The organism is Streptomyces sp. NPDC039736, assembly GCF_055596485.1.
In genome coordinates, this window is the sequence record NZ_JBVIUQ010000001.1 from 625,821 (window position 1) to 645,641 (window position 19,821).

The following is a 19,821-nucleotide window of genomic DNA, read 5'->3' on the forward strand; positions in this document are numbered from 1 at the left end:
TACTGATGTCGTTCACGTGCCGGGCGTGTGCCCGGAGGGAATGCGGGTCGGCCCGCTCGCCGTTCGGTCGCGGCGGAGCCACACGGCGCCATGCGGCGCGAGCACGTTCCCCGTTGACGTGTCGCTCGCTGTCAACACCGCGTGCCCCGGGGGCAGACTCACCGGGCGGCCGGAGAAGTTCACCATGCAGAGAAAGTCCTCCCGCCGGAAAGCGAGGACCTCGGCCCCGGCCGGGACCCAGTCGAAAGCGTCACTCCTCAGGCAGGGCAGCGAATTCCTCAGCCGTACGGCCCGGCGGTAGAGGTTGAGCACGGAATCCGCGTCGGTGTCCTGGGCCGATGCCGCGTACCCGGCCCAGCCGTCCGGTTGCGGGAGCCACGTCTCGTCACCGCCGCCGCTGAATCCGTACGGCGGGGCCTCACCGGACCACGGCATCGGCACGCGGCAGCCGTCACGCCCCGGATCGCTGCCGCCTGAGCGGAAGTGCACCGGATCGCGACGCGACCCGGGCGGCAGATCCTCCACCTCCGGCAGGCCGAGCTCCTCGCCCTGGTACAGATAGACGGAACCCGGCAGCGCGAGAGTGAGGAGTGCCGCGGCACGGGCACGCCTGGTCCCGAGGGACAGGTCGCTGGGCACGCCGGCGGCGACCGAGCCGAAGTCGAAGGACGTGTCCTGTCTGCCGTACCGGGTGACGGTCCGGGTCACGTCGTGGTTGCAGAGCACCCAGGTCGCCGGTGCGCCGGTCCGCCTGCTGGTGGCCAAGGACGTCTCGATGACCGCGGTGAGCTCCGCGTGCTCCCAAGCGCATTTGAGGAAAGCGAAGTTGAAGGCGGCGTGCAGTTCGTCGTGGCGCAGATAGCGTGCCAGGCGCTCGTTGTCGTCGAGCCAGATCTCGCCGACGAGGAGACGTTCCTCGGAGTAGGACTCGGCCGTCCGGCGCCAGGAGCGGTAGACGTCGTGCAATTCCTCACGATCGACGTAAGGGTGCGGCCCGCCGGAACGGACCAGGTCGGGCAGGTGCGCGTCCTTCTCCAGGAGGCTCGCCGAATCGACCCGGACACCGGCGACACCACGGTCGAACCAGAACCGCAGAACCGAGTCGAATTCGCTCCGCACCAAGGGGTTCGCCCAGTTCACGTCCGGCTGCTCGGGGCAGAAGAGGTGGAGATACCACTCGCCCGGTTTTCCGTCCGCGTCCGTGGTCCTGGTCCAGGCCGGCCCGCCGAACTCCGAACGCCAGTTGTTCGGCGGCTCCTCGCCGGACTCGCCCCGACCGGAGCGGAAATGGAACACCTCGCGTTCCGGGCTCCCCGCGGGAGCGGTGAGCGCCGCACGAAAGAGCGGGTGCTCGTGGGAGAGGTGGTTCGGCACGATGTCGACGATGAGGCGCAGCCCGTACTCCCGGGCTTCGGCCACCAGCAGCTCCGCTTCCGCCAGCGTGCCGAACACGGGGTCGATCTCCCGGTAGTCGGCGATGTCGTAGCCGCCGTCCGCCATGGGGGAGCGGTACCACGGCGTGAGCCACAGCGCGTCGACACCCAGCTCTGCCAGGTAGGGCAGCCGGGCCCGCAGCCCGGCGATGTCTCCCTGGCCGTCGCCGTTGCCGTCGGCGAAGCTCCGCAAGTAGACCTGGTAGACGACTGCGTCCCGCCACCAACCGCGCGGGGACTCGGGCGACCGCTCCGCACCCACCATCAACATCCTTTGCACACCGGGGCCGCTTCCGACCAAGTGAGGGTCTTACTGCACGTCAGGAGCCACTGTCCGGACCACGCGCGCGGGGTTGCCCACGGCGACCGTGTCGGGCGGAAGGTCCTTGGCGACCACGCTGCCCGCACCGACGATCGTGCGGGCCCCGATCGTGACGCCCGGAAGGACGATCACCCCTCCGCCGAGCCACGCACCGTCCTCCACCACGACGGGCTTCGCGTTCTCCCACATCCCGTGCCGCAGAGCCGCGGAGTCGGGGTGATTCGCGGTGTACAGCTGGCAGCGTGGCCCCATCCGGACATCTGCGCCGATCGTGATCGGCGCACAGTCGAGGAACACCGCATCGAAATTGATCCGGGACCGTTCGCCGATCTCGATGAAGAACCCGAATTCGCAGAGGAACCGAGGCATCACACGTACGCCTGTCCCCACGGACCCCAGCAACTCCTGAAGGATCACGGATCTTTCCCGCTGGTCGCCGAGGGCAGTCGCGTTGAACCGGTCCAGAAGGTTCTCGCATCGCTTGCGGTGGGGCCGCAGCAGCGGATCATTGGCCAGGTACGGCTGCCCGGCCGCCATGCGGGCCTTTACCTCGTCCAGTCCCACAGCACTCAATCACCATCTCCGCCGCAGCGGTTCGGGGGCTTTCGGCGATCGGGGGCCGGCACGCCCGGCCCCCGATCGGCATGCGTGATGCGTCAGCGCTGGTAGTGGATCTTGATCGAACGGGTCTCGACCGTCTTGGCGGCAAGCTCAATCTTCTTCATTGCGCACTCCTTTTCCTGGTGGCGGACACTGTTCAGTGCCCTTGGGTTCGACCGTTGCGGCCTGGTGATTACTCTGCCTCTTTTGAATTCCCCGGCCAAGTCACGGGATTCCGGGACGGAAAGGGAGAGTGTTGTGCCCGTCACCGCAAAGCGCGTCTTCATTGCACAGGAAAGACAGAACCGAAAAAGCCCAGGCTTCGACCGGGGTTTCCGGTCGAAGCCTGGGCTTTTTCGGCCAATCCGCAGATCAAAAGGTTCGCAGAAGGAGGACAGAAGAGGGGCAGAGGGGGCAGCAGGAGCAGACTGGCCTGGGGGCAGGTCAAGTCACCAAGGCAATCCCGATCAGCGGCGCTGTTCCTTCGACGGGTAGAGTTCCGCCTTTTGGAACGCGGCGAGCCCCGCAGTGTAGTGGGGCTCGCCACGGCCGTCGGGAAGGCCGGCGGCCAATACGTAAAGGGCTGTCTCGCGGATTCCGTCCACGCCGAGGGCGTCCTCCAGTTCGCTGTCCCGGAAGGCCAGTGTCTGGAACGGCCCCAGTCCCAACGCGGTGGCCGTGAGGGCGAAGGTCTGCCCAAGGTGGCCCGCGTTCATCAACATCACCCGGTAAGCGCGCGGCGCGCGGTACTTGCTGCTCATGCGTTCGACAACGGCAGTCACGAAAACCGTTATCGCTGCTTCGCCGACCGCGGCCTGATCGAAGGACAGGTGCGCCGCCTGCTCGCGGGTGAACTCGGCGTCCAGCAGTTCCAGCGAGTGTTCGAGGCAGTTGTAGTGGTAAAGCCCCGGAGCAATGCCGTCGACGGCGAAGACGCCGACGTAGGCCTCCAGTTCTTGACGCGCGCCACCGGACGCACTGGTGCGTTTCATGAGGGCGCCGAAATCCTGCCCGTCCAGGAACTCGCTGGGGCCGAACACCATCGAGAGGAGCCCGGACAGAGTCGGCAGCGGAAGATCCACCTGCTTGAAACTGCGGTGGGTGCGCCTCTGGTAGAGCGTGCGGACGAAGGATGCGTCCAGGTCGATCGGTGACCGGGGCAGGAGTATGCGGTCCGCATCGGGATAGTTTTTGAACAGGGCGGTACGACGTCCGGCCCTGAAGTCCTCGTTGACCTCGGCGGACTCGGTGTAGTCGGCGTCCTTGCTCGAAAAGTGGAGGGCTGTGGCCTCCGGCGACCACGTCTGCCATGTCTCGGCCAACTCGGCGTCCCGGTCGCCGTCCTCGGCGGACACCAGGAATCCGTACTTGTGCAGTTCCCCTGCGGCTGCCCGGAAGGAGTCCGGGTCACTGTCCGGGAAGCTCGCCGCGACGTCGTCGACGGATGCCCATTCGCTGAACGCTGCGAGGATTTCGGCAGCCACCGGCGCGAGGGAGACTTCCGGACCGGCCAGGTAGTTCTGGATGACGAAGGACCCGTCACGCCAATAACAGACAAGGTTGTGCGCGCGCCGCAAAAGCATGGCTTCTCCTTGGCGATCGGGGGCCGGGAACACCGGCCCCCGATCAGTATTCGCGATCGATCAGCGCTGGTAGTGGATCTTGATCGAACGGGTCTCGACCGTCTTGGCGGCAAGCTCAATCTTCTTCATTGCGCACTCCTTTTCCTGGTGGTGGACACTGTTCAGTGCCCTTGGGTTCGACCGTTGCGGCCTGGTGATTACTCTGCCCTTCAGTGAGCCAAGGGCCAAGTCACGGAAGTCCGGTACCGAAATGCAGTGAGGAACTGGACGGGTCGGGCGGCGTATGGAACTTATGGCCCTGTCCGCCGACTGCGAGCTTGAGCTGTACCTCGGCTTCGGCAGTGAAAACGGCCCGGGAAGCAATGTCCTGGCTGCTCGCCTGCTCAACGAGGTGGGCACCCTGGGACTCGACATCGTGCTCGGCCTCTGTCCGCCCGGATCCGCACCAACAACACCCCGCCGAGTTCCGTAGCGTCCATCCGCGTCCCTGGACACTGGTGAATGTCCCTCTGTACCCACCCGGCGGCTGCCACGGTCGGCGGCTCTGTACGACCGCTGATTGTGGAGCACCAACCCGTCACCCCACTGGTCAGCTCCTCTTGGGAACACCCCGGGGAGGCCGGGGCGGGGCCGCATCCGTGTGCGGTGGCTGCGGTGCTCAGGTCGTGTGCGTCCCGGCGCCTTCCCGAACGGCAGGCGCGCGCCAGGAGCCGGGCGTGAGCGCGGGCGGGCTCCGGACCGTACTCCTCGGCTGGCGTGGGCTCGTGGTCATAATGCGCGGGTGAACGATCGAATTCCGTCCCCCGTACGGCTTCCAGGTGGGCGCATACCCGAAGGCGCGGCCCTGTGGCGGTCGACCGAAGCGCGGCTCCGGTCGACGGCGGTGCCCGTGCGGTGGTGGGCGCGTCCGGTGTGGGCGCTGGTGGTGCTGGGGCTGGCGGGGGCGGCGGTGTGGCTGCTGCCCACAGCGGCGTCGGAACCGGACATCACCGCGGTGTTCGGGACGGCGCCGGACAGCGCGGTCTCGCGCGGGGCCATCGTCCTGACGGTGGAGTCACAGGTGGACACCTCGTACTACGCCGAGGAATTCTCCGGGGGAGGTTCCTGGCCCGTGGGGGCCCTCTGGGCATGGCTGCCGCCCACGGTCTTCCAGGGGTTCGTGCTCCTGGAGGCGTACTGGATCCGGCGTCGTCCCGCCCTCGCGCTGGCCGTGCTCGCCCCGCTGACCGCCGCCGCGCTGCTCCTCGACGAGGGCATCGCGGACACGGCGCCGGCCGCGCGGATCACGGCGGGGATGGCGGCCGTGCTGGTGGGGCTCCACCTGTTGCACCGGGTTCAAGCACGGGCGCGGCAGCGGACGTCGGCGGTCGAGGCCGCCGGTCCGGGGCGCCACCCGGTGCCCGCCGTGCCGGTGCGCGGCCGGCCGTTGCTGGTGCCGGGCGCGGGCGCGGTCCTGCTCGCGGCGGCGGCGTACGTCTGCCTGGCCGACTGGCGGGCGGAGTCGAAGGGGGTGTTCCTGGTCTCCGGCACCCTCGGCACCGCCCTGCTGGTCCACGCCGTGGCCGAGTGGCGCAGTGCCGCCCGTTTGCGCAGGCACCCTCAGCCCGTCCTGCGGGTCCTGGTCCGGGAGGATGTGGACGGCAGGACCCTGGTGTACGCCGCCGACGACGCGGCGGAGGCCGAGCCGCTCCTCGGGTTCCGGGGCCGGGGCGGGTACGAGGGCGAGGCGGTCTCGCGCTCCCAGGACCTCGGGCCGCGTCCGATGCGGGAGGCCGTGCTGTACGGAGTCCCCGCGCCCGGCGCGGAGTTGGTGTGTGTCGGGGCGGTCGACGGGCCCGAGGGACGGGTCTCGGTGGAGCGGGGGACGGCGGTTCCGGCGAGGCCGGAGCGTACGACTCGTACGAGAAGCACGGAGAGGGACGGAAGCACTGTGGAGAACATCGAGCACCCGACGGAGGCCGTCGCCACCGGGCCCCGGCAGTGGGGCGCCGGGACGGTCGGGCGGGGGTTGGGCGCTTTCTTCCTGGCCATGGCGGCGGGGGCGGTGTTCAACCTGGTGACCGGGGAGATGACCTGGTCGTGGTGGATGGCGGTGGCCTCGCTGCCGTTCTGGCTGACGGCGTCCGCGACGGCGTTCAACTGGCGCGTCACCGCCGACCGTTCGGGGGTCTGGGCGGCCGGGGCCTGGCGGGTGAAGCAGGTGCGCTGGCAGGAGATCGAGAAGGTCGACACCGCCAACGACAGCTTCGTGCTGCGCGGGAGTGAGGGCGAAGCCGTCGCGCTGCGGCCCACCGGATGGACCCGGCTGGACCACCGCACCGCCGCCGGGCACACGGCCGGGCACGCGGCGGAGGCGGTGCGCGCCATGCTCGCCGATCCGGAACTGCGGCCCGCGCGGGAGAGCACCACGGCGGAGCAGGGGATGCCGTTGGGGCCGGTGCTGGTGGTGGGGCTGCTGCTGTGGGGGGCGTGTGTGTACTGGCTGTTCTGAGGGGTGACTGCGGGGTGATCAACTCGGGCGACAGGAGAGGGCCGACACGCCGATACTTCGTCCATGCCCACCCCTGCCCCGATACCTCCGTGTTCCTTCCTGCCCCCGGGGGCGCAGGCTCCCGACGCCGCGCCCTGGAGCAGTGAGGACGCCGAGACCTGGCGTGCCGCGGGCGCGCCGCGCTGGGCGCGGCCGCGCGTGGTGGCGTGGGGGATGACGCTCGTCCTGCTGGTGTGTCTGATCCTCGCTCTTGTCGCGGCGGACAGCGGGCCCGTGTGCACGGAGACGGCCCCGTGCGGGACCGAGTGGGTCGGTTATGCGGTGGTGGCCTTCTTCGTGGCGTTGCCGTACTGGTGCCTCAGGCTGCCCGGAGTCGCCGTCTGGACGCTTCCCGTGGCCTCGGCGCTGGCGCTGACGGGGGTGTTCGACGCCGACATGCCGGACGCGCCCGCCGACCTGGTCGGCACGTGGCTGATGGTGGCCGCCCCGCTGCTCGCCCTCGTCGCGGTGGTCGTGCGCCTGCGGGCGCGACGCCGCCGGCGTGCGCTGTTCCTGAAGGCGACGCAGGGGCGTACCGCGCCGCTGCCCCAGGGGTTCGGCCGCGACGGGAGGGCGGTCCGCAGGCTGTGCGCAGGAGCCGTACTGCTGGCAGTGGCCGGTGGACTTCTGGCCTGGGGTGCGATCGTCACGTCGGCGTCCGACGCACGGGACGCGAAGGCCATCCGTACGGTCGCGACCGTCCTCGAAGCGGTCGACCTGGACGAGGGCGACGGAGGAACGGTACGCGTACGGAAGGCGGCCGGCGGGGAGCAGACCCTGACCTCGCTGTATCCGCTGGACCACCCTGTGGGTTCGCGGGTGACCGTGCTGAGCGACGAGGGCCCGCCGCGCCTGGCCGTCGAACGGTACGACGCCGTCGGCCAGCAGCTGAGCGCGCTGCCCTTCCTGGTCACCGGCGTTCTCCTGCTGGCCAAGGGTCTCCAACTGCACCTGGCGCGGCGGGCACTGCGCAGGGGCGAGCAGCCGGTGCTGAGGGTGTTCGCGGCGGGGCACTTCATGTGGCAGCGGCTGCACGCGGTCACCGACAGGGAGCTGACGGGCGCGGCGGTCGACTGCGCGGCGCTCGCGTACGGCGAGGTGGTGTGGGTGCTCGGGGAGCCCGAGGAGGGGCCCGACGAGGAGGGGGAGGAGGGGGCGGAGAACGAGGAGGAGGACCACGGCGAGCACCCCGCCTGGTGCGGGGAGGCGGTCGTCCACGGCGTCCTGGCCGAGGGCGCCGAGATCGCCGTCCTCCAGTCGTGCCTGCCGTTGCTGTCCCTCCTGAACCCGCTGCCCCCCGGCGACACGGCGGACACCGCCGTCGGTGAGAACGCGCTGGTCGTCGCCATGACGGTGGGCGGGAGCGACAGCCGGGAGGGGGCGAACCCTGCGGCGGCCGTCGCCGATGGCCTCCGCTGACACATGCCGTTGTCGGCGGCCTCCTCCAACCTCAAGGACATGGCACAGAACCCGCGTTCCGCGACCGGCCGCAAGAAGCCCCGCGCGCACGACCCGGTGAAGACCCGTGCCGCCGTGCTCACCCGGTTCGGGCTGGTCCGGGAGGTCGTCGGGGGGCTCTCCGACGAGCAGCCCGCGCGCCCGAGCGGGCTGGGGGAGTGGTCGGTGCGCGAGCCGGCCGCGCACGTGTCGACGGCGGTCGGTTCGGTCGTACGGAGCCTGGGGGAGCCGTCGTCCGGCGCGGGCGACGAGGGCCGAGGTGCCGTTCGACCGGCAGGTCCTCGCCGCCCGCACCCGCCTCCTCGCCGACGCGCTCGCCGTGGAGGCCCTCGGAGCCTCCACGGAAGTGCGGATTCCGCCGTTCGCGGTGGTGCGGTGCATCGAGGACCCGAGGCACACCCGGGGCACCCCGCCGAACGTGGTGGAGAGCGACCCGCTGACCTGGGTGCGCCTGGCCACAGGACGTGCACAATGGGCCGCCGCGGTCGAGAACGCGCAGGTCAAAGCCAGTGGCGAGCGTGCTGATCTGGTGGAGGTGCTGCCGATTCCGGGATGAATGGGAACGCCCGCCGCGAGGGAAGTGGAACCGGAGTCGCCACCCGTTCCGTCACACCGGCATGCAGAAGACGCCGAAGCTCACGCCGCTGAAATTGCTGGCAGTGCCCGTCACCGCCGCGGCCCTCCTCGCACTGAGTGCCTGCGGTACGGAGACGACCCCGGGCGCCAAGACGGACGGCGGCAGAAAGGGCACCGGGCAGGAAGCGGGGCAGGGCACCGTGCAGACGGACCTCGCGCTGACCGGAGTGCGCTGGACGGTCGAGAGCTCGACGGTGGGCGGGAAGAAGGCCGCCGCGCCCAAGGACACCTTCGTGCAGATCGACGACACGGGCGCGGTCAAGGGCAACTACGGCTGCAACACCTTCACCGGCAGGGCGAAGGTCAAGGGCGACGCCGTGAACCTCGACAAGCTCATGTCCACCCAGATGGTCTGCGACGTCCAGGACTTCGAGCTGGCCATGCGCAAGACCTTCAAGGAGCCGCTGAAGGCGGAGGTGGACGGCGACCGGCTCACCCTGACCACGGCGAAGGGCGACACCCTCGCCCTGACCTCCGCCCCGAAGAAGGAGGCGGCCGCCCCGCTCACCGGGACCAAGTGGACGGTGACCTCCTTCACCGACCGCAAGACCGTGGGCGGCGACGCCACCGCCTCGACCGTGCCGAAGGACACCGCCGGGAAGGCGTACCTGACCTTCGGCGAGGACGGTTCGCTGCGCGGTCGCACGGGCTGCAACTCCCTCAACGGCACCGCCGAGGAGAGCCGCGGCAACCTCGACGTCGGCCGCGTCGTGACCACGCGGATGATGTGCCAGGGCGGTGCGGGCGAGGTCGAGAAGAAGATGCTGAAGGTGCTGACCGGCAAGGTCACGTACACGGTGGACGGCCGCAGCCTGTCCCTCACGGGGCCGGCGGGGGTGGGGCTTGAGGCGACGGCCGCCCAGTAGGTCCCGTACGAGAGGAAGGCGGGCACGACGACGGCGCAGCTCGACCGCCGCCGACGCCGCCGCCGGGGCCCGGACCAGGGGACCGGGTCCGAAGCCGGGGTGATGCCGTGGGGGCGACGGCCCCGGCCCTCACGGCGCGGACGCCACCCCGGCTCACCCGGCTCACCCCGCCTCACACCCCCGGATACGGCAGCAGTCCCGCGTCCGTCTTCTCCCATGCGGCCTTCAGCGCGGCCAGCCGCGCGGGTTCGGCCGCCGCCAGGTCCGCCTGCTCCCGTGCGTCGGCGGTCAGCCGGAAGAGCTGGTCCTTCCCGGCCTTCCCCCGGTAGTACTTCCACTCCCCGCGCCGCAGCGCCCGCTCGCCCCGCACCCGCCAGAAGAGGTCCCGCTCCGGCACGCGCTCGCCCCGCAGCAGGTATCCGGCGAGCGAGGTGCCGTCAAGCGGGTGCGCCCGGTCGGGGCGCGCGCCCGCGATCTCCAGCAGCGTCGCCGTCCAGTCCGGCGTGAACACGGGTACGCGGCTGACCTGCCGGCCGTCGATCCGCGCGGGCCAGCGCACGACGGTCGGCACCCGGATGCCGCCCTCCTGAAGGGAACCCTTGTGACCGCTCAACGGCCAGTTGTACGAGAAGCGTTCACCGCCGTTGTCGCTGGCGAAGAAGACGAGTGTGTCCTCCTCCTGCCCCGACTTCTTCAGCGCCTTCAGCACCTCGCCGACCGACCGGTCGAGGTCCTCGACCATCTGCGCGTACTTCTCCACCGAACCGCCGTCCTGGTGCCACAGCGCGCGTCTGTCCCCGGCCTTGATCCGCCGTACGACTTCGGCGCTCGCCTCCTCGTCGCCGTCGGCGATCCACGGCCAGTGCGGGGTGGTGAAGTTGAGGTTGAGCAGCCAGGGCGTGTCGCCGTGGTCCCTCCGTACGAAGTCGCTCGCCCGCTCGGTGAGGATCCGCGTGTAGTACCGCAGGTCCTTGTACGTGGCGTCGCCCTCGTAGAGGTCGTACTCGCCGTCGCCGCTCAGCTTCGAGTAGTACTCCAGCGCCCCGCCGAAGTTCCCGAAGAACTCGTCCCAGCCGGACCGGGTGGGGCTGTAGTCGGGCAGGAAGCCGCAGTGCCACTTGCCGATGAGGGCGGTGGCGTACCCGGCCCCCCTCAGCAGCGAGGCGAGGGTCGGGTGGGTGGGTTCCAGCCCGACGCCCCTGTCGGCTATCGGCTCGGCCAGCCCTCCCTTCGTACGGCCCGGGAAGCGGCCGGTGTAGAGGCTGAAGCGGGTCGGGGAGCAGGTCGCGGACCCGGAGTAGGCGTCCGTGAACCGCACCCCCTGCCCGGCGAGGCGGTCGAGGTTCGGCGTACGGATGTGGGGCGAGCCGTACGAGGACAGGTCGGCCCAGCCGAGGTCGTCGCCCAGGATGAACAGGATGTTGGGCCGCCTGGACCTGCGGCGACCGGCGGCGCGGAAGGGCCGTTCCTCGGGGGTGCTCGCCCCGGCGGGCGAGGTGGCGGCGGCGGTCAGCCCGGCGGCTGCGGCGGCACCGACGAGGGTGCGGCGGGACAGGGGGGTGCGCGAAGTCACGGCTTCTCCGGAAGAAGTCAGGCCAAGTCGCCCGAACCCGGACAGAGTTCGGCGACCTGTGAGAAAGGGGGCTTGCGAAGTGACTAGGCGCAGCGACAGATGGCGCTGGCGACACGGACCAGGTCTACGTGTCGGCGCGCGACGAGCGGGACCGAGCGGTCACCGGAGGGCTGCATGGCCCGTGACTCTGGCGGCTCCCGCGTCCCCGTGTCAACAATCGTCTCGCCCCGTGGACACCACCCTGGACACCCCGGTCCCCGGACCTCCACGTCAGGACCTCCTCCCGGAACTCCCTGACCTGCGCCCCGGCAGCCGAGCCTCCCCTCGGTCCGCGGCCTGGCCTGCTCGCCGCCGGGGCCGCGGCTCCGGCGGGTTCGAGCTCTCGACCGTGCGACTCCCGCCGCGCTCCGGCCGCCCCGCCGCTGAGCCGCCGCGCCCCGGCCACCGCCCCCGCCGTCCGCCACCACCGCGTCGCCGGGCCGCTGCCACCACCGCGTCGCTGCGCCGCCCGCGCGCAGCCCGCCTGTACGGGCCGCCCCCGACCCGCCCACCGTGCGCTCCGCCGTGACCACCCGGGCCCCGCCGTCCGCTGCGCCGTGTCGGTCCGCCGTGCCCCGGCCGCCTGCGGCCTCCGCGCTCCGGGTCCGGGCCCTCCCCCCCCACGCCTTCTGCCCCTGCCGGTAGGACTGGAGGCGGGAGATGGCAGCCTGGACGGGTGACTCAGACGACGGCAGAAACCCTGCAGCACCGCTTCGACGGACCAGAACACGCTCCGGTCCTCGTCCTGGGCCCCTCCCTCGGCACCACCTGGCACATGTGGGACCGCCAGATACCCGAGCTCACCCGCACCTGGCGGGTCTTCCGCTACGACCTGCCCGGGCACGGCGGCGCCCCCGCCGGGCCCGTGGCGTCCGTGGGGGAGCTGACCGCTCGGCTGCTCGCCGTTCTGGACGGGCTGGGCGTGCAGCGGTTCGGGTACGCGGGCTGCTCGATCGGCGGCGCGGTCGGAGCCGAGCTGGCACTGCGGCACCCGCACCGGGTGGCGTCCCTGGCGCTGGTGTCGGCGTCGCCCCGGTTCGGCACCGCCGACGAGTTCCGCCAGCGCGGCGTCATCGTGCGGACCAACGGCATGGAGCCCATGGCCGCCGCCGCCCCCGCGCGCTGGTTCACGCCGGCCTTCGCCGCGGCGCAGCCCGCCATAGTCGAGTGGGCCGTGCAGATGGTGCGCACCACCGACCCCGGGTGCTACATCGCCGCCTGCGAGGCGCTGGCCGCCTTCGACGTACGGCCCGAGCTGGGGCGGATCGCCGTGCCCACTCTCGTGGTGGTCGGCGAGCAGGACCAGGTCACCGGGCCCGGGGACGCCCGCACCCTGGTCGCGGGCATTCCCGACGCCCGCCTCGCGCTGGTGCCCGGAGCCGCCCACCTGACGCCCGTCGAGCAGCCCGCCGCCGTCACCGACCTGCTCGTACGGCACTTCTCCTCGGACTGGGAGGACGGCAGCACGACCCTGCTCGCCCCGGTGCCGCCCGCCCCCGAGGAAGCCCCCGAAGCCGCGCCCGCCGCCCCCGAGGGCCCGCCCGAGGCGGCGGCCGCCGGGCGGCCCGACCCGTACGACGCCGGAATGAAGGTGCGCCGCGAGGTGCTCGGTGAGGCGTACGTCGACGGGGTGCTGGCCGGCGCGGACGAGATGACCGGCGACTTCCAGGAGCTGCTGACCCGGTACGCCTGGGGCGAGGTCTGGACCCGGGAGGGACTCGACCGGCGCACCCGCAGTGTCGTCGCCCTCACCGCGCTCGTCGCGGGCGGGCACCAGGCCTCGCTGGCCACCCACGTACGGGCCGCCCTGCGCAACGGGCTCACCCCCGCCGAGATCCGCGAGGTGCTGCTCCAGAGCGCCGTCTATTGCGGTGTCCCGGCGGCGCAGGCCGCCTTCGAGACCGCCCGCGAGGTGGTCCGGCAGGAGACCACGCCGCAGCCGTAGCAGGATGGAAGCCATGAGCGACACCCACAGCAGCATCGAACTGACGAAGAAGTCCCACGCCTGCGTCCGTCTGGAGAAGGACGGGCGCACCCTGGTGCTGGACCCCGGCGCGTTCAGCGAGGACGACGCGGCGCTCGGGGCGGACGCGGTCCTCGTCACGCACGAGCACCCCGACCACTTCAGCGAGCCGCACCTGCGGGCCGCCCTGGAGGCGAACCCGGCCGCCGAGATCTGGACGCTGCGCAGCGTCGCCGAGCAGCTCTCCGCCGCGTTCCCCGGCCGGGTGCACACCGTCGGGCACGGCGACACCTTCAGCGCCGCCGGATTCGACGTCCAGGTGCACGGCGAGCTGCACGCCGTCATCCATCCGGACCTGCCCCGCATCACGAACGTCGGCTTCCTGCTGGACGGGGCGGTCTTCCACCCGGGCGACGCGCTCACCGTCCCCGACCAGCCCGTCGAGACCCTCCTCGTGCCGGTCATGGCGCCGTGGAACAAGGTCTCCGAGGTCATCGACTACGTGCGGGAGGTGAAACCGCGCCACGCGTACGACATCCACGACGCGCTCCTGACCGACCTCGCCCTGCCCCTGTACGGCCAGCACATCGGCAACCTCGGCGCCACGAACCACCACCACCTCGCACCGGGCGCTTCCACAAGGCTCTGAGCTGCTCGGACACCGACACGCACGCCGACTGTCAGACCCGACGAGTAGGTTGGGACCCATGCGCATCGCCACCTGGAACGTCAACTCGATCACCGCCCGACTGCCGCGGCTGCTGGCCTGGCTGGAGAACACCGGCACGGACGTGCTGTGCATCCAGGAGACCAAGTCGACCGCCGAGCAGTTCCCCGCCGCCCAGTTGCGCGAACTCGGCTACGAGTCCGCCGTCGTCGCCGACGGCCGGTGGAACGGCGTGGCCCTGGTCTCCAGGGTCGGCCTGGAGGACGTCGTGCAGGGCCTGCCCGGCGGCCCGGAGTACGGGGGAGCGCAGGAGTCCCGCGCCGTCTCCGCGACCTGCGGCCCGCTGCGCCTGTGGTCGGTTTACGTGCCCAACGGCCGCGAGGTCACGCACGACCACTACACGTACAAACTGGCCTGGTTCGAGGCGCTGAAGGCCGCCGTCGCCGACGACGCGGCGGGCGCACGGCCCTTCGCCGTTCTGGGTGATTTCAACGTCGCCCCGACCGACGCGGACGTCTGGAACCCGGCCCTGTTCGAAGGAGGCACGCACGTCACGCCCGCCGAGCGCGCCGCCCTGGCGGCCCTGCGCGAGACGGGCCTGTCCGACGTGGTGCCGCGTCCGCTGAAGTACGACCACCCCTTCACCTTCTGGGACTACCGCGAGCTCGGCTTCCCCAAGAACAAGGGCATGCGCATCGACCTCGTATACGGCAACAAGCCGTTCACCGAGGCGGTCACCGACTCCTATGTCGACCGGGACGAGCGCAAGGGCAAGGGCGCGTCCGACCACGCCCCCGTGGTGGTCGACCTGAACCTCTGAGGCCGCAGTACCCTCCCGGAGCCCCGGCCGGGCCCCGGGAGGGCCCCCGGGCGCGCGTCAAACCCCGCGCGCCTGTGGTGTGCAGAGCCATGTGGGTGCGAACCTGAGCGGTATGAATTTCCTGGACACCTGGCGCAAGCGCCACGGTACGGCACGCGGGTTCGCGGTGTACGCGGCCGACGGCGCCGACCAAGAGGGCATCGCGGAGCTGCTCTCCGAGTGCGAGCTCCTGCGTGCCCGCGTCAAGCAGTACGGCCTCGAACTGGACGACAGCCCGGCCTCGTTGGAGGCCCTCGACCAGCTCCCGCCGCGCTGGCGCGACGACCCGGACGACCTGGAGGGCAGGGAGGAACTGCCCTGGCTGGGCAACGACGCCGGCCTCTATCTCGGCACCGTCGTCGTGCGCACCGTGCCCGGCGCCCACTGGCACCTGTGGCCGAACGGGCAGCCCATGGTGGTGCTGGCCTCCGGGCGCGACCTCGATGTCGTCAAGGCGGGTCACGACTGGGTGGCCACCGGAGCCCCCGAGTTGTCACAGGTATACGCGGAGGCCTCCGAGTTGTGACCCGTGCGACGCCTGTGGCGGCGACGGCGGTCCTCCCGGGCGCGGCGCCGCCAACCCCCGCGTCAACCGCGTAAATACGGTTATCGGTGATTGGTCCCACTTGTGCGTGTCGGGCGTGAAGTCCCTTTCCGGGCTGGATAGTTTGCGCTGACCTCGACACAGCTGAGAGTGGGTAGGGCAGCGTATGGCCGTCGATCCGTTGATCGAGCTGCGTGGCGTCAACAAGTTCTACGGACAGTTGCACGTCCTTCAAGACATCGACCTCACCGTCGGCCGCGGGGAGGTGGTGGTGGTCATCGGCCCGTCCGGCTCGGGCAAGTCAACGCTCTGCCGGACGATGAACCGGCTGGAGACGACGCAGTCGGGCAGCATCCTCATCGACGGCAGCCCCCTCCCCGAGGAGGGCAGGGCGCTCGCGAAGCTGCGCGCCGAGGTCGGCATGGTCTTCCAGTCCTTCAACCTCTTCGCGCACAAGACCGTCCTGGCGAACGTCTCGCTCGCCCAGATCAAGGTGCGCGGCCGGAAGAAGGAGGAGGCCGACCGGCGCTCCCGGGAACTCCTGGAGCGCGTCGGGCTCGCCGCGCACGCCGACAAGTTCCCCGCGCAGATGTCCGGCGGCCAGCAGCAGCGCGTGGCCATCGCCCGCGCGCTCGCCATGGACCCCAAGGCCCTCCTGTTCGACGAGCCCACCTCGGCCCTCGACCCGGAGATGATCAACGAGGTCCTGGAGGTCATGCGGCAGCTCGCCCGCGAGGGCATGACCATGGTCGTGGTCACCCACGAGATGGGCTTCGCCCGCTCCGCCGCCAACCGCGTGGTGTTCATGGCGGACGGCCGCATCGTCGAGGACCGCACCCCCGAGGCCTTCTTCACCGCCCCGGAGAGCGACCGCGCCAAGGACTTCCTCTCCAAGATCCTCAAGCACTGAGGGGGCCCGGAGACATGTCGCACACTCGAAAGCTCCTCGCCGTCCTGTGCCTCGCGCTCCTCGCCGTCGCCTGCGGCAAGGAGGGCAGCCCGCCCGTCAAGGGCCCGCGTCCCGACCAGCTCCCGCGCTACCGGGTCGTCCCGGGCTTCTCCCTGCCCGAGTCGGCCACCTGGCAGAAGGCCAAACGCCGCGGCCACCTCGTCGTCGGAGCCAAGGAGGACCAGCCGTACATGGGCGAGAAGGACCCGGCGAGCGGCCGCTACTCCGGATTCGACATCGAGATCGCCAAGATGATCTCGGCGTCCCTGGGCTTCGACCCGGCGTCCGTCCAGTTCCGCACGATCGCCTCCGCGAACCGCGAGACCGCCCTGCAGAACGGGCAGATCGACTACTACGTCGGCACCTACACCATCAACGACAAGCGCAAGAAGCTCGTCGGCTTCGCCGGCCCCTACTACCTGGCCGGCCAGTCCCTCCTGGTGCGCACCGACGAGAAGGACATCAACGGCCCCGACGACCTCGCGGGCAAGCGGGTGTGCTCCGCCGCGGGCTCCACCCCGTACCAGCGCATCGACGCGGAACACCCCGAGGCGGACCTCGTCGCCTACGACACCTACTCGGTCTGCGTCGACAACCTGCTCACCTACCAGGTCGACGCCGTCACCACCGACGACACGATCCTGATGGGGTACGCGGCCAAGGTCCCCGAGGAGATGAAGGTCGTCGGCGAGCCGTTCTCCGAGGAGCCCTACGGCATCGGCGTCCCCCGCCCCGACAACGCGCTCAGGTTCGCCGTCGACGACGCCCTCGCCGCGCGCCAGAAGAACGGCGACTGGCAGAGGGCCTACGACGTCACGCTCGGTCTCTCGGGCCGAAAAGCCACCCCGGCACCCCCCATCGACCGCTACCCGGCGAACTGAGGGAGGCACCCGCGATGAACGTACTCACCGACAATTTCGCCCTGTACGGCAGAGGATTCCTCGGCACGGTCGAGCTGACCGTCTACGCCTCCCTGCTGGCCCTCGTGCTCGGCTTCGCCATGGCCGCCTGCCGGGTCTCCCCGGTCGGCTCCTTCCGGGCGCTCGGCACGGCCTGGGTGACGGTGCTGCGCAACACCCCGCTCACGCTGCTGTTCTTCGCCGTGCTGCTCGGGCTGCCGCGGTTCGGACTGGTACTGCCCTTCCAGCTGTTCGCGGTCCTCGCACTGGGCTGCTACACCTCGGCGTTCATCTGCGAGGTGCTGCGCTCGGGCATCAACACCGTGCCGCTCGGACAGGGCGAGGCCGCCCGCAGCCTCGGCATGACCTTCGGGCAGACGCTGTCGACCGTGGTGCTGCCACAGGCGTTCCGGTCGGTGATCCCGCCCGTCGGGTCCACGCTGATCGCGCTCGCCAAGAACTCGGCGATCGCCGGCGCGTTCTCCGTCACCGAGCTGCTCGGCACGTACAAGACCCTCAACGAGCTGGGTTACAGCGTCATCTGGTCCTTCGTCTGGATCGCGCTCGGATACCTGATCGTCACCCTCACCATCAGCGCGCTCTTCCACGCGCTGGAGAAGCGCTGGGGAGTCGCCCGATGAGCCGCGCCCTGTCCACCCGTTCCACCGCCCTCTACGACATCCCGGGCCCCAGGACCCGGCGACGGCACCTGATGTACGGGATCGCCTCCACGGTCCTGCTACTCGCGCTGCTTGCCTGGATCGTGCATCTCCTGTTCGACACCGACCAGTTCACGGCGGCCAAATGGACCCCGTTCCAGTACAAGGGCATCCAGGAGCTGCTGCTCCACGGACTCGCCAACACGCTGAAGGCGTTCGCGTACGCGGCGGTGCTCTCGCTCGCACTGGGCGCGCTGCTCGCGGTGGGGCGTCTGTCCGAGCACCGCCCGCTGCGCCGGCTCGCCGGGCTGTGCGTGGAGTTCTTCCGCGCCATGCCCGTACTGGTGATGATCTTCTTCATCTTCGTGGCGTTGCAGGTCCAGCCGCTGCCCGCGCTGGTGGCCGGGCTGACGCTCTACAACGGCTCGGTGCTCGCGGAGGTGTTCCGTACCGGGGTCGCCTCCGTGGACCGCGGCCAGCGGGAGGCCGCCTACGCGCTCGGCATGCGCAAGACGCAGGTCATGACGCATGTACTGGTGCCGCAGGCGGTCCGGGCGATGCTGCCGACCATCATCAGCCAGTTGGTGGTCGCGCTGAAGGACACCTCCCTCGGATACCTGATCACTTATGAGGAGTTCCTCCATGCCGGAAAGCTCATCGCGTCCAACCTCGACTACGATCTGCCTTTCATCCCCGTAGTTCTGGTGATCTCGCCGATCTACATCGGGATGTGCATGCTGCTCTCCTGGTTCGCCAACTGGGTGGCCAGGCGTCAGCGACGCAATCCCAAGACGGAGGCCGTGGACATCGGACCGGCCGAGGCGGGAACGCTGCTGCCCAGCAGGCAGTAGCCCGATGGCGGGAGCACGCCTGTCCGGCAGCAGCCGGGGATCACTCGTGCCGAAGCGGAACCGACGCGTCACGCGCGTCGGCCGCGGGGACGAGAAGGTCAGCTGCGTGCCGGACGGGTGGTGCCCGCCGAGGGCCGGGGGATCAGGGCCGTGCCGCCGTCAGCTCTTCAGGGCGCTCTTGGCCTGCCAGTCGGCCCAGGAGACGTTCCAGTTGCCGTAGCCGTTGTTGAGGGCCTGGGTGCCCTTGGAGCCGGAGCCGGTGACCTCGAAGGGGTCGCCGATCTGCACGGCGTCGTAGACGGCCTTGGCGTCGGAGTCGCTCATGCCGATGCAGCCCGAGCTGTGGTTGGTGTTGCCGAAGTAGGCCCTGTTCCACGGGGCCGCGTGCGCGTACATGCCCGACCAGGTCAGCCGCATCGAGTAGTCGACCATCTTGTCGTAGCTGTCGCTGCCGGTCAGGCCCACCGTCTCGGAGCGCATGTTGATGGTGCCCTCCTTCGACATCAGCACCGTCTTGCCGCGCCAGGACGCCTTGTCGCCGCCCGGGGTGCCCGCCGACATCGGGGCGTCCTTGACGGTCTCGCCGTCGCGGATCAGCTTCAGGCGGTGGTTGTCGAGGTCGACCTTGACGATCTGGTTCTTGCCGACCGTGAAGTTCGTCGTGTAGTCGCGGACGAACCAGCCGCCGCCCCTGCCCGAGTCCACGCCGTTCAGGTCGGCGTTCAGGGTGATCTTGGTGCCGGACTTCCAGTAGTCCTTGGGGCGCCAGTCGACGCGGTCCTTGCCGGAGTAGTCGGTCATCCAGCCCCAGGAGCCCTCGGTGTTGTTCGAGGTGGTGAGCTTGAGGTGCTTCTCGACGTCGGCCTTGTTCTTGACCGGGTTGTCGAACACGATCGACACCGGATGCGCGATGCCGATGGTGGTGTTCTTGCCGGGGGCGATGGTCAGCTTGTTGACCTTGTCGGCGGCCTGCGTGGTGAAGTCCGCCTTGGTCGCGGTGGCGCCGGCGGCCTTCGCCTCGACGGTGTAGCTGGTGCCGGGGGAGGTGGTGCGCGCGGAGGTCCAGGACGTGCCGTCGGCGGATATCTGGCCGGTCAGCGTGCCGCCCTTGGTGTCCTTGACGGTGACCGAGTCCAGCTTGCCGCCCCCGGTGAGGGTCACCTTGACCGGCTCGCCCGCCTTGGCCTGCTTGCCGGAGGCACTCACCGACACCTTGGTCTGCGGCGTCTCCTTGGCGGCCGCGGCGGCCGCACTGCCACCGTCGCCGTTGCAGGCGGTGAGCGCGGCTGCGGCGAGCACGGCGGTACCGGCGAGCGTGACGGTACGGAGCCGGGCGTGCGGGCGGCGTATGCGGGTCAACTGGAAAACCTCCGTGGCGGTGCGTGGTCGT

18 protein-coding genes and 1 pseudogene are annotated in these 19,821 nt (G+C 70.5%); 13 read left to right on the plus strand and 6 right to left on the minus strand.

Going from position 1 to position 19,821, the window contains the following annotated elements; all coding sequences use genetic code 11:
- Window positions 1-12: 12 nt before the first annotated feature.
- The 3 genes from ACZ56L_RS02665 to ACZ56L_RS02675 all read right to left on the minus strand — a co-directional run bounded on the left by ACZ56L_RS02665 (window position 13) and on the right by ACZ56L_RS02675 (window position 3,938).
- The gene (locus tag ACZ56L_RS02665; protein ID WP_471060766.1) at window positions 13-1,698 is read right to left on the minus strand and encodes a glycoside hydrolase family 13 protein; all 1,686 of its coding nucleotides are present in this window, start codon (window positions 1,696-1,698) and stop codon (window positions 13-15) included.
- Window positions 1,699-1,743: 45 nt separating this feature from the next.
- Window positions 1,744-2,313: a sugar O-acetyltransferase gene (locus tag ACZ56L_RS02670; protein WP_401766121.1), complete on the minus strand. Its 570-nt coding sequence runs from the start codon at window positions 2,311-2,313 to the stop codon at window positions 1,744-1,746.
- Between the two features lie 509 nt (window positions 2,314-2,822).
- Complete coding sequence (locus ACZ56L_RS02675; RefSeq protein WP_471060769.1) at window positions 2,823-3,938, minus strand: SagB/ThcOx family dehydrogenase; 1,116 nt, start codon at window positions 3,936-3,938, stop codon at window positions 2,823-2,825.
- 781 nt (window positions 3,939-4,719) lie between these two features.
- Here ACZ56L_RS02675 and ACZ56L_RS02680 point away from each other — a divergent pair.
- The 5 genes and pseudogenes from ACZ56L_RS02680 (at window position 4,720) to ACZ56L_RS02700 (ending at window position 9,428) form a co-directional block, all read left to right on the plus strand.
- On the plus strand, window positions 4,720-6,429 hold the full coding sequence (locus tag ACZ56L_RS02680) for a hypothetical protein (protein ID WP_471060772.1): 1,710 nt from the start codon (window positions 4,720-4,722) through the stop codon (window positions 6,427-6,429).
- A 63-nt stretch (window positions 6,430-6,492) separates the two neighbouring features.
- A complete protein-coding gene (locus tag ACZ56L_RS02685) occupies window positions 6,493-7,887 on the plus strand; it encodes a hypothetical protein (protein ID WP_471060775.1) in 1,395 nt (464 codons plus the stop codon).
- A 39-nt stretch (window positions 7,888-7,926) separates the two neighbouring features.
- Window positions 7,927-8,205, plus strand: a pseudogene (locus ACZ56L_RS02690) (maleylpyruvate isomerase N-terminal domain-containing protein); the annotation flags it as partial.
- A 40-nt stretch (window positions 8,206-8,245) separates the two neighbouring features.
- Complete coding sequence (locus ACZ56L_RS02695; RefSeq protein ID WP_468688789.1) at window positions 8,246-8,482, plus strand: sterol carrier family protein; 237 nt, start codon at window positions 8,246-8,248, stop codon at window positions 8,480-8,482.
- 61 nt (window positions 8,483-8,543) lie between these two features.
- Complete coding sequence (locus ACZ56L_RS02700; RefSeq protein ID WP_471060778.1) at window positions 8,544-9,428, plus strand: META domain-containing protein; 885 nt, start codon at window positions 8,544-8,546, stop codon at window positions 9,426-9,428.
- A 172-nt stretch (window positions 9,429-9,600) separates the two neighbouring features.
- Here ACZ56L_RS02700 and ACZ56L_RS02705 read toward each other — a convergent pair whose 3' ends face one another.
- Complete coding sequence (locus ACZ56L_RS02705; RefSeq protein ID WP_471060781.1) at window positions 9,601-11,001, minus strand: sulfatase-like hydrolase/transferase; 1,401 nt, start codon at window positions 10,999-11,001, stop codon at window positions 9,601-9,603.
- 83 nt (window positions 11,002-11,084) lie between these two features.
- Window positions 11,085-11,177: a putative leader peptide gene (locus ACZ56L_RS02710; protein WP_368861140.1), complete on the minus strand. Its 93-nt coding sequence runs from the start codon at window positions 11,175-11,177 to the stop codon at window positions 11,085-11,087.
- Window positions 11,178-11,716: 539 nt separating this feature from the next.
- On the opposite strand from ACZ56L_RS02710, the gene pcaDC reads away from it, so the two are divergent.
- The 8 genes from pcaDC to ACZ56L_RS02750 all read left to right on the plus strand — a co-directional run bounded on the left by pcaDC (window position 11,717) and on the right by ACZ56L_RS02750 (window position 18,431).
- Window positions 11,717-12,985 carry a bifunctional 3-oxoadipate enol-lactonase/4-carboxymuconolactone decarboxylase PcaDC gene (gene pcaDC, locus ACZ56L_RS02715; RefSeq protein WP_468688653.1) on the plus strand — a complete coding sequence of 423 codons (1,269 nt, stop codon included), beginning with the start codon at window positions 11,717-11,719 and terminating at the stop codon, window positions 12,983-12,985.
- Window positions 12,986-12,998: 13 nt separating this feature from the next.
- On the plus strand, window positions 12,999-13,652 hold the full coding sequence (locus tag ACZ56L_RS02720) for an MBL fold metallo-hydrolase (RefSeq protein WP_345218219.1): 654 nt from the start codon (window positions 12,999-13,001) through the stop codon (window positions 13,650-13,652).
- A gap of 58 nt (window positions 13,653-13,710) precedes the next feature.
- Window positions 13,711-14,490: an exodeoxyribonuclease III gene (locus ACZ56L_RS02725; RefSeq protein ID WP_345218221.1), complete on the plus strand. Its 780-nt coding sequence runs from the start codon at window positions 13,711-13,713 to the stop codon at window positions 14,488-14,490.
- Between the two features lie 112 nt (window positions 14,491-14,602).
- Entirely contained in the window at window positions 14,603-15,055 is a 453-nt protein-coding gene (locus ACZ56L_RS02730) for a DUF6278 family protein (RefSeq protein WP_471060788.1), read from the plus strand.
- 184 nt (window positions 15,056-15,239) lie between these two features.
- The gene (locus ACZ56L_RS02735) at window positions 15,240-15,983 is read left to right on the plus strand and encodes an amino acid ABC transporter ATP-binding protein (RefSeq protein WP_345218226.1); all 744 of its coding nucleotides are present in this window, start codon (window positions 15,240-15,242) and stop codon (window positions 15,981-15,983) included.
- Window positions 15,984-15,997: 14 nt separating this feature from the next.
- Window positions 15,998-16,903: a glutamate ABC transporter substrate-binding protein gene (locus tag ACZ56L_RS02740; RefSeq protein WP_468688661.1), complete on the plus strand. Its 906-nt coding sequence runs from the start codon at window positions 15,998-16,000 to the stop codon at window positions 16,901-16,903.
- Window positions 16,904-16,917: 14 nt separating this feature from the next.
- Window positions 16,918-17,562 carry an amino acid ABC transporter permease gene (locus ACZ56L_RS02745; RefSeq protein ID WP_345218230.1) on the plus strand — a complete coding sequence of 215 codons (645 nt, stop codon included), beginning with the start codon at window positions 16,918-16,920 and terminating at the stop codon, window positions 17,560-17,562.
- Entirely contained in the window at window positions 17,559-18,431 is an 873-nt protein-coding gene (locus ACZ56L_RS02750; protein WP_345218231.1) for an amino acid ABC transporter permease, read from the plus strand. Before ACZ56L_RS02745 ends, ACZ56L_RS02750 begins: the two co-directional genes overlap by 4 nt.
- 159 nt (window positions 18,432-18,590) lie before the next feature.
- Here the strand turns inward: ACZ56L_RS02750 and ACZ56L_RS02755 are convergent, their stop codons facing one another.
- Complete coding sequence (locus ACZ56L_RS02755; RefSeq protein ID WP_401758945.1) at window positions 18,591-19,790, minus strand: L,D-transpeptidase; 1,200 nt, start codon at window positions 19,788-19,790, stop codon at window positions 18,591-18,593.
- Between the last annotated feature and the right edge of the window lie 31 nt (window positions 19,791-19,821).

What these genes read in the sequence shown, in the direction of transcription:
- ACZ56L_RS02665 (WP_471060766.1), bottom strand. Translation starts at nt 1,698, where the DNA reads ATGGTGGGTGCGGAGCGGTCGCCCGAGTCCCCGCGCGGTTGGTGGCGG.
- ACZ56L_RS02675 (WP_471060769.1), bottom strand. Translation starts at nt 3,938, where the DNA reads ATGCTTTTGCGGCGCGCGCACAACCTTGTCTGTTATTGGCGTGACGGG.
- ACZ56L_RS02745 (WP_345218230.1), top strand. Translation starts at nt 16,918, where the DNA reads ATGAACGTACTCACCGACAATTTCGCCCTGTACGGCAGAGGATTCCTC.
- ACZ56L_RS02740 (WP_468688661.1), top strand. Translation starts at nt 15,998, where the DNA reads ATGTCGCACACTCGAAAGCTCCTCGCCGTCCTGTGCCTCGCGCTCCTC.
- ACZ56L_RS02735 (WP_345218226.1), top strand. Translation starts at nt 15,240, where the DNA reads ATGGCCGTCGATCCGTTGATCGAGCTGCGTGGCGTCAACAAGTTCTAC.
- ACZ56L_RS02710 (WP_368861140.1), bottom strand. Translation starts at nt 11,177, where the DNA reads ATGCAGCCCTCCGGTGACCGCTCGGTCCCGCTCGTCGCGCGCCGACAC.
- ACZ56L_RS02730 (WP_471060788.1), top strand. Translation starts at nt 14,603, where the DNA reads ATGAATTTCCTGGACACCTGGCGCAAGCGCCACGGTACGGCACGCGGG.
- ACZ56L_RS02685 (WP_471060775.1), top strand. Translation starts at nt 6,493, where the DNA reads ATGCCCACCCCTGCCCCGATACCTCCGTGTTCCTTCCTGCCCCCGGGG.
- ACZ56L_RS02750 (WP_345218231.1), top strand. Translation starts at nt 17,559, where the DNA reads ATGAGCCGCGCCCTGTCCACCCGTTCCACCGCCCTCTACGACATCCCG.
- ACZ56L_RS02725 (WP_345218221.1), top strand. Translation starts at nt 13,711, where the DNA reads ATGCGCATCGCCACCTGGAACGTCAACTCGATCACCGCCCGACTGCCG.
- ACZ56L_RS02720 (WP_345218219.1), top strand. Translation starts at nt 12,999, where the DNA reads ATGAGCGACACCCACAGCAGCATCGAACTGACGAAGAAGTCCCACGCC.
- ACZ56L_RS02700 (WP_471060778.1), top strand. Translation starts at nt 8,544, where the DNA reads ATGCAGAAGACGCCGAAGCTCACGCCGCTGAAATTGCTGGCAGTGCCC.